General features: G+C 60.5%; 6 protein-coding genes. 2 read left to right on the top strand and 4 right to left on the bottom strand.

All coding sequences use genetic code 11. The features are described 5' to 3' along the window. Positions 1 to 182: 182 nt before the first annotated feature. Positions 183 to 2,024, bottom strand: coding sequence for a dihydroxy-acid dehydratase (gene ilvD, locus ABYM29_RS07745; RefSeq protein WP_372864155.1), 1,842 nt, complete (start codon positions 2,022 to 2,024; stop codon positions 183 to 185). A 179-nt stretch (positions 2,025 to 2,203) separates the two neighbouring features. On the opposite strand from ilvD, the gene ABYM29_RS07740 reads away from it, so the two are divergent. Further along, on the top strand, positions 2,204 to 3,289 hold the full coding sequence (locus ABYM29_RS07740; protein WP_372864154.1) for a mechanosensitive ion channel family protein: 1,086 nt from the start codon (positions 2,204 to 2,206) through the stop codon (positions 3,287 to 3,289). 11 nt (positions 3,290 to 3,300) lie between these two features. On the opposite strand, the gene ABYM29_RS07735 is transcribed toward ABYM29_RS07740, so the two are convergent. After that, positions 3,301 to 3,777, bottom strand: a complete 477-nt coding sequence (locus ABYM29_RS07735; protein ID WP_372864153.1) for an NUDIX domain-containing protein — start codon at positions 3,775 to 3,777, stop codon at positions 3,301 to 3,303. Positions 3,778 to 3,891: 114 nt separating this feature from the next. On the opposite strand from ABYM29_RS07735, the gene ABYM29_RS07730 reads away from it, so the two are divergent. Further along, entirely contained in the window at positions 3,892 to 5,256 is a 1,365-nt protein-coding gene (locus ABYM29_RS07730) for a hypothetical protein (protein ID WP_372864152.1), read from the top strand. A gap of 64 nt (positions 5,257 to 5,320) precedes the next feature. On the opposite strand, the gene ABYM29_RS07725 is transcribed toward ABYM29_RS07730, so the two are convergent. Both ABYM29_RS07725 and ABYM29_RS07720 read right to left on the bottom strand, forming a co-directional pair. Beyond that, positions 5,321 to 6,292: a sensor domain-containing diguanylate cyclase gene (locus ABYM29_RS07725; protein WP_372864151.1), complete on the bottom strand. Its 972-nt coding sequence runs from the start codon at positions 6,290 to 6,292 to the stop codon at positions 5,321 to 5,323. A 283-nt stretch (positions 6,293 to 6,575) separates the two neighbouring features. After that, the gene (locus ABYM29_RS07720) at positions 6,576 to 7,832 is read right to left on the bottom strand and encodes an alkaline phosphatase PhoX (RefSeq protein ID WP_372864150.1); all 1,257 of its coding nucleotides are present in this window, start codon (positions 7,830 to 7,832) and stop codon (positions 6,576 to 6,578) included. Between the last annotated feature and the right edge of the window lie 20 nt (positions 7,833 to 7,852).

The raw sequence follows: 7,852 nt of genomic DNA, 5'->3' as shown, positions 1-7,852 counted from the left end.
CGCAGCAACCCTTACCCACACAAAACAAACAGCGCTCTTAAACCAGAAGCCACGACCAAGCACCCACCCAAAAACCCACCAGCAGAAACCAGCCAGCAAAGCCAAACGATGTAAAACAAAGGAAAGGGGGAGAACAGAGAGGAAAACACGGGAGGGCATTGCACCCTCCCGTGAGTAAGCACTTACAGTTGATCTACATCCCGCACCGCGCCTTTGTCGGCACTGGTCGCCATTTTGGCATAGGCCCTCAATGCCGCCGACACCTTGCGCGGACGCTCTTTAACCGGCTTCCAGCCATCGGCGCCCTTGGCGTCCATGGCCTTGCGGCGCTTGGCCAGCTCGGCGTCGTCGAGCAGCACATTGATGGTGCGCGCCGGAATGTCGATGCGAATGATGTCGCCCTGTTCGACCAGACCAATGGCGCCGCCAGCCGCCGCCTCGGGGGAGGCGTGGCCGATAGACAGGCCCGAGGTACCGCCGGAGAAGCGGCCGTCGGTGAGCAGCGCGCAGGCTTTGCCCAGCCCCTTGGATTTGATGTAGCTGGTGGGGTAGAGCATTTCCTGCATGCCGGGGCCGCCTTTGGGGCCCTCGTAGCGCACGATGACCACATCGCCGGCTTTTACGCGGTCGTTGAGGATGTCGTCGACGGCGTCTTCCTGGCTTTCGCAGATGTGGGCGGGGCCCTCAAAGATCAGAATGCTTTCATCGACACCGGAGGTTTTCACTACGCAGCCGTCTTCGGCGATGTTGCCGTGCAGCACCGCCAGACCGCCTTCCAGCGAGAAGGCGTGGTCGAGGGAGCGAATGCAGCCGTTTTCGCGGTCGGCATCCAGCGACGGCCAGCGGGTGTCCTGGCTGAAGGCGGTTTGCGTGGGAATGCCCGCCGGGCCGGCCTTGTAAAAGGTTTTCACCGCGTCGTTATCGGTGACCATAATGTCCCAGGTTTGCAGGGCCGAGGCCAGGCTGCTGGCGTGCACGGTGGGCAGGCCGGTGTTGAGCAGGTCGGCGCGGGCCAGCTCGCCGAGAATCGCCATGACGCCGCCGGCGCGGTGCACGTCTTCCATGTGGTAAAGCGGGGTGTTGGGCGCGACCTTACACAGCTGGGGCACGCGGCGCGACAGCTCGTCGATGTCTTTCATGCCGAAGTCCAGCTCGGCTTCCTGGGCGGCGGCCAGCAGGTGGAGAATGGTGTTGGTGGAACCGCCCATGGCGATGTCCAGCGCCATGGCGTTGTTGAAGGCGTCGCGGTTGGCGATGTTGCGCGGCAGCACGCTGTCGTCGTCTTCTTCGTAGTAGCGCTTGGCCAGCTCGACAATGCGGCGGCCGGCTTCCAGGAACAGTTTTTCGCGGTCGGCGTGGGTGGCCAGCAGCGAACCGTTGCCGGGCAGCGACAGGCCCAGCGCCTCGGTGAGGCAGTTCATCGAGTTGGCGGTAAACATGCCCGAGCAGCTGCCGCAGGTCGGGCAGGCAGAGCGCTCGTACTCGGCCACGGTTTCGTCGTCGGCGTTTTCGTCAACGGCGATGACCATGGCGTCGACCAGGTCGAGTTTGTGTTCCGACAACTTGGTTTTACCGGCTTCCATCGGCCCACCGGAAACAAAGATCACCGGAATATTGAGGCGCATGGCGGCCATTAACATTCCCGGGGTGATTTTGTCGCAGTTGGAGATACACACAATGGCGTCGGCGCAGTGGGCGTTGACCATGTATTCCACCGAGTCGGCGATGATGTCGCGGCTCGGCAGGCTGTAGAGCATGCCGTCGTGGCCCATGGCGATACCGTCGTCGACGGCGATGGTGTTGAATTCTTTGGCGACGCCGCCCACTTTCTCGATCTCGCGGGCGACCAGCTGGCCCATGTCCTTAAGGTGAACATGGCCCGGCACAAACTGGGTAAAGGAGTTGGCGATGGCGATGATCGGCTTGTTGAAATCATCGTCTTTCATGCCGGTGGCGCGCCACAGCGCCCGGGCACCTGCCATATTGCGGCCGGCGGTGGAGGTTTTGGAACGGTATGCAGGCATGCTGACCTCTTGTTGAATCGTCTCTCCAGTGAAGCCCTTGAGTTTAACACAGGCCGGTGCGCTCCCCCTACGGCTGTGCGCGACGATCGCCGCGCCCTGCCGGCACGCCCGCAGCACTATGCGCCGGCCGCGCGGCACTCTACACTGAGCAGCACAAATTATTGACTGAAGAGCGCACTATGGAACAGGCTTTCGACGTCGCCCCCGGCGCATTTCCCGACTGGCTGAGCCAGTGGCTGCCGGCGCTGGTGGCCATGCTGTTGCTGACGCTGGCCTGGCTGTTTACCCGCCAGGTGTTCAGCGTGCAGAAGGAACACGGCGCCGACACCCGCTATCGCGAGCAGGGCACGCGGCTGATCTTCCGGCTGCTGGGACTGGTGATGCTGGTGGCCACGCTGCCGATGGACAGCGAGTTGCGCGGCCAGCTGTTTTCGCTGATTGGCCTGCTGGCCTCGGCGGCCATCGCGCTGTCGTCGACCTCGGTGATGGGCAATTTAATGGCCGGCTTTATGCTGCGCACGGTCAACAGCTTTAAGGCCGGCGACTATATCGAGTTTCGCGACGAGCTGGGCCGGGTGAGCCAGCGCGGCCTGCTGCATGTGGAGATTCAGAACGAGACCAGCGAGCTGGTCACCGTACCCAATCTGCTGCTGGTGCAGGAACCCTACAATGTGGTGCGCGCCTCGGGCACGGTGATCAGCGCCGAGGTGTCGCTGGGCTACGACGTGGACCGCCGCGATGTGGAGGCAGCGCTGCTGGTCGCCATTGAGCAGGCGGAGCTGAGCGATGGCTTTGTACAGATTCGCGAACTGGGGGATTTTTCCATTACCTATCGCGCCAATGGCTGGCTGGAGGAAGCCGGCCTGCTGGTGAGCGCGCGCTCCAAACTGCGCGGCCGCATGCTGGACGCCCTGCACGAGGCCGGCATTGAAATTGTGTCGCCCAACTTTATGAACCAGCGGCTGCTGGACCCCGCCGACAAGCTGATTCCCGACAAGCGCCGCCACAAAAAAGAAGAAAATACCGATGGCCGCGCCGAGGAACTGCTGTTTAACAAGGCGGAGCTGACCAGCGCCGTGGCGGCACTGGAAGCGAAAACAACCGCGCTGAAAGCCCAGCTGAAAAGTGAGGAAGAGCCGCTGGAAGGCGAGGCCCGCGAAGCGGTTAAGGTGGAGCTGGGCCGCCTGACCGAGGAGCTGGAAGCGGCGCGGGTGATCGCCAAAAACGAGGCGGAAAAAGACCGCGGCACCACCAGCGAGGAATAGTGGGCGCGCCGCTAGCGGCGGCTTTTCAGCCAGTCCTCAATGGCCAGCCCGGTGCCCATATTCCAGCCCTTGAGCTTGTCGATGGGCACAATTTTGTAGTCGTCCAGCTCGTGGTTGAGCTGGATGTCGCCCGCCGCCTTGACGTGGTAGGCAATAATCACCTGATTCTGTTGGGCAAAGGGATAGACGCCCACCAGCTGGGTGTCCAGTGCGTGCAGATTCAATTCTTCCAGGGTTTCGCGCCGGGCGCAGTCCAGCGGGTCTTCGCCGGCCTCTAAAAAGCCGGTAATGATCGAATAGAACTGCTGCGGCCAGCTGACGTTGTGGGCCAGCACCACCCCGCCCTCTACCTCGACAATCATCGCCACCACCGGCACCGGGTTGTTGAAGTGCACATAGCCACAGCTGCGGTCGGGGCAGCCGCTGCGGATTTCGTTGTCGATCAGCACCTCGGCAATGGGGCTGGCACACTGTGGGCAGTAGTTCATGGCGGCTCCTTGGACGCGACAGAGTAGGGGCATAAGTCAGCGATAATGACGGCTGCTGGCAACCCGCACAAGTGCCGCCGCCGGGCCGCGCCCACTGACCTATAATTACACTCCATGAAAGCCGCCCTGCAATTTAGCGCCCTGGTCTCCGCCCTGCTGCTACTGCTGGCCTGCAGTGGCACGGCGCGCCCGGACTTGCAACAGCTGTACCGCTACCACGCCTCGGCAGAGCAGCCCCAGCTGCCGCTGATTATTATTCCCGGCCTTAGCGGTTCGCGGCTGCGCGACCGGGTGAGCGGCGAAGAAGTGTGGCCGGGCAATTGGTGGCGCATTCTCAGCAGTAACTACCGCGACCTCGCGCTGAACATTGACCCGCACACACTGGAACCGGTAGCCGACAACTACCAGGCCGTTGGCCTGACCGAAACCGCGCTGGGCCGCGACTACTACCGCCCGCTGATCGACACCCTGGAACAGGCCGGTGGATTCACCCGGCGCCGCCCCGGCCAGCCGCTGTCGCGCCCCGGCCGCCACTACTATGTGCTGGCCTACGACTGGCGTCAGGACAATGTGCAAGCGGCCCGCGCACTGGACGCATTAATCGCGCAAATTCGCCGCGACTACGGCCAGCCGGAACTCAAGGTGAATATTATTGCCCACAGCATGGGCGGGCTGATCACCCGCTATTTTCTGCGCTACGGCAGCGCCGACGTGCTGGATGACAACGACTTTCCGGTGAGCCTGGCCGGGGCGCAGAAGGTCAACAAGGTGATACTGCTGGGCACGCCGAATCTCGGCGCGGTGCAAACCCTGCACGGTTTTCTCAACGGCAGGCGCGTGGTCAGGACCATTCCCAATGAGGTGCTGGCGACTATGCCCAGCACCTTCCAACTGTTCCCCCACCCGATTAGCCCCTGGCTGATTACCCGCGACGGCGAGCCGCTGGCGCGCGACCTGTTCGACGTAGAAATTTGGCGGCGCTTTCAGTGGTCGGTGTTCGACCCCAAGGTGATTGCCCGTATTCAGCGCCACCATCCCGACCCGGACTATCTGCAGACCTTGCACCGCTGGTTTGAGAAACGCCTGGAGCGGGCGCGACGCTTTGTCTGGTCGCTGACCGTGCCGCTGCCGCAAACGCCGATCAAGCTGATCGTGTTTGGCGGCGACTGCACAATGACCCCGGCGCGGGTACTGGTAGAAGAAGTCGCGGGGGAGTCGGTCATTCGGCTGCGGCCGAGCGACATCGCCGCGCCGCTGGCCGGCGTCGACTATAGCCGCGCCATGTTAGAACCGGGCGATGGCGCGGTCACCAAACCCTCGCTGCTGGCGCGCAATGCCCTGGACCCGACGGTGCCCCGCCATCGCTATAGTTTTTTCCCACTGGCCTATTCATTTTTTCTCTGCGAAAAACACGACCGGCTGACCAGCAACATCAACTTTCAAGACAATCTGTTAAATGTTCTTCTCGGCGGGGAATAGCGGCAAAAAACGCGACCTCACCCGATGCTTAGCACATAAAATACACAAGCACCTTGGCACAGCGCTATTGCGCCCCGGCCAGTTCCAGGCGGGGTGTAATAGCAATGCGATTGCGTCCCTGTTGCTTGGCGAGGTACATGGCGTGGTCCGCAGCATTCACCACGCTGCGCGAAGTACAGCTCTTGCTGGGAACACTAGAGTTAACCCCGGCGCTAACCGTAATGACCTTGGCGGCTTTAGAATCGAGATGGGGCAGGCCGAGTGCTTCAACGCCTTTACGCACATCTTCAACGTGCTGCATAAACGCATCCGTGTCGGCGTCAGCTGAAGACAGCACAACAAATTCCTCGCCGCCATAGCGCGCCACAATGTCACCGGCGCGGGAAAAATTGCGCTGAATTTCCTGGGCGACACGTTTCAAGGCGCCGTCGCCAGCAAAGTGTCCGTAGCGGTCGTTATAGCGTTTAAAGTAATCGACGTCGAAAAATGCCAGATTAATCAGCAAACCGCGGCGCTGATGAAAGGCGATCATGCGGTCCAGCTCTGTATCGAAAAACCGGCGGTTGTACAAGTTGGTCATGGGGTCGTGAACCACCAGTTCCTGCAGCAGATCATTGGCGTTCGCCAGCTCGCGGTTGCGGCTCTCTACGGCAAACTTGTAGTTCATTAACTCGCTGATATCGTGACAGACAAATATCAGGTGGCTGAGACGGGCGCGCCGATCGAACACCGGCGAAATACTCATGCAACCTTGAAATACGGCGCTGTCTTTGGCGCGAAGATTTAACTGCAAGCTGACACTGCTGCGCGAGGCGATCGCCTGGCGTATTTTATTGCCAACATCTTTGTCGATGGTCAGCCTGCGCAAAAACTCTATATCCTTGCCCAGCAGCTCTTCGCTGTCGTAGCCCGAGATTTTTTCAAAAGCCCGGTTTACATACTCCACAGCTCCGGCGATGCCATTTTTGACCGACAGAATTAACACGCCTTCGGAGCTTGCATCCAATGCCGCCTCTAGTAACGTCCTATCACTCATTCGAGCCTCCTGGCTTCCGGTAGCAGAGGCTATCTAACTACCGTGGTTTACACACCCTTGAGTCAATTACGCTACACAGAATATTTGGCTGGCACGATATGTAAATACCGATGATAAATTATCACGTATCACTCAATGCGTTAGAGTGAAAAAATTTTCTTCTATTAAGGGAATATCCAGCAGAAATTAATATAAAAACCGCGGCTAAAGTCTGTTGACAGAGACCAACAGAGCTGCCGGCGTCACGGCCATATTCGCCGCCGGCCACTGCGTGACAGACCTGTCAACAAGCTGCCAGCTTGTCGAAGCCAGTGATTTCATAGGTCACCCCGTCGCTGCTGTTAATACCGCCCTGACCCGCGGGTCCGCGCTGAGAATTAACATATAAACGGCGGCCGTCGGGACTAAAACACGGGCCGGTTACTTCGGAGGCCGGCTGACCGTCGAAACGCAGCAGGGGAATAATTTTGCGCTCGGGGGTCAGCACCACCAACTGCATATCGTCGCCATCTTCAGCAATCAGCACATCGCCCGAGGGCGCGATCACCACATTGTCTACCCCCGCTAAAAAGTTTTGGCCCTCGGCGGCGGTAGCCTGGTCGTAGACAATCATCAGTTTGTCAGCGGCCGAATCCAGCAACCACACCCGGTTGTCGCCCTTGGTGGTGAAGTACACCAGACCGTCTTGGTACCACAGGCCCTCGCCGCCATTAAACTGACTGGCGCCCAGCGAATCGAGAAATTGTGTCTGGGAGGGCAGCGTCGGTTCCGGCACATCGAGCCACTCCAGCGCGACAAAGTCCCGCTCATTGGCGGCGCCCAGCAATTTGGCCACCTGCAGGCGGCCCGAGTTCAGGGACGGACGCTCGCCCTGCCAGTCGTCGGGGACAAAACGGTAGAAATAGCCGGTGGGAAAGTCTTCGGTGAGATACAGCACTTTTTTTAGCGGATCGACAGCCACTGCCTCGTGAGAAAAACTGCCCAGCGCCGGTTTGACCACCGCGGCGTCTACGCCATACGGGTCGCATTCATAGACCCGGCCGTCGGGCTGTTCTTCGCAGGACAACCAGCTGTTCCAGGGAGTTTTGCCGCCGGCGCAGTTCTGCCGCGTCAGCGACAGGATCTCATAGGCATCGACAATATTGCCTTTGGCATCGAAACGCATCGCCCCGGCGCCGCCGTCGGGCACCCGTTCGCGATTAGAGACCAGCACCCAGCCGCCATCGGGAAGGGCAAAGGTAGCCGAGCCGTCCGGCGCCGGATGCCAGACGTAAGCCGTGCCCGCACCATCGGTGGTCATCACCTCCTGACCTGAAACCGCGACAATTCTCGCGGAAAAGCCCGCGGGCAATTGGATGCCGTGGTCATCGGCGGCCTGCAGCGGACCAATATTCGCCAGCGAGCCGCAGTGGATAGGCAGTGCCGCGCCAGCCCGGCTAGGGCTGTCACCACAGGCGGTGAGAAAATTGGTGGCGCCAACGGCCCCGGCGGCGGCAAGACTATTTAACAGGAAGGAACGGCGCGATAGTGGCTTCGGCATAGTAGCACCCAACAAAAAAT

The organism is Spongiibacter sp. (genome assembly GCF_041602295.1).
In the GTDB taxonomy this organism is placed as follows: Bacteria; Pseudomonadota; Gammaproteobacteria; order Pseudomonadales; family Spongiibacteraceae; genus Spongiibacter.
The sequence above is the reverse complement of the archived record's forward strand: the minus strand, read 5'-3'. Positions and strand labels throughout refer to the sequence as shown.

Coding starts and splice junctions, on each gene's coding strand:
- ABYM29_RS07735 (WP_372864153.1), bottom strand. CDS start 3,777: ATGAACTACTGCCCACAGTGTGCCAGCCCCATTGCCGAGGTGCTGATC.
- ilvD (WP_372864155.1), bottom strand. CDS start 2,024: ATGCCTGCATACCGTTCCAAAACCTCCACCGCCGGCCGCAATATGGCA.
- ABYM29_RS07725 (WP_372864151.1), bottom strand. CDS start 6,292: ATGAGTGATAGGACGTTACTAGAGGCGGCATTGGATGCAAGCTCCGAA.
- ABYM29_RS07720 (WP_372864150.1), bottom strand. CDS start 7,832: ATGCCGAAGCCACTATCGCGCCGTTCCTTCCTGTTAAATAGTCTTGCC.
- ABYM29_RS07730 (WP_372864152.1), top strand. CDS start 3,892: ATGAAAGCCGCCCTGCAATTTAGCGCCCTGGTCTCCGCCCTGCTGCTA.
- ABYM29_RS07740 (WP_372864154.1), top strand. CDS start 2,204: ATGGAACAGGCTTTCGACGTCGCCCCCGGCGCATTTCCCGACTGGCTG.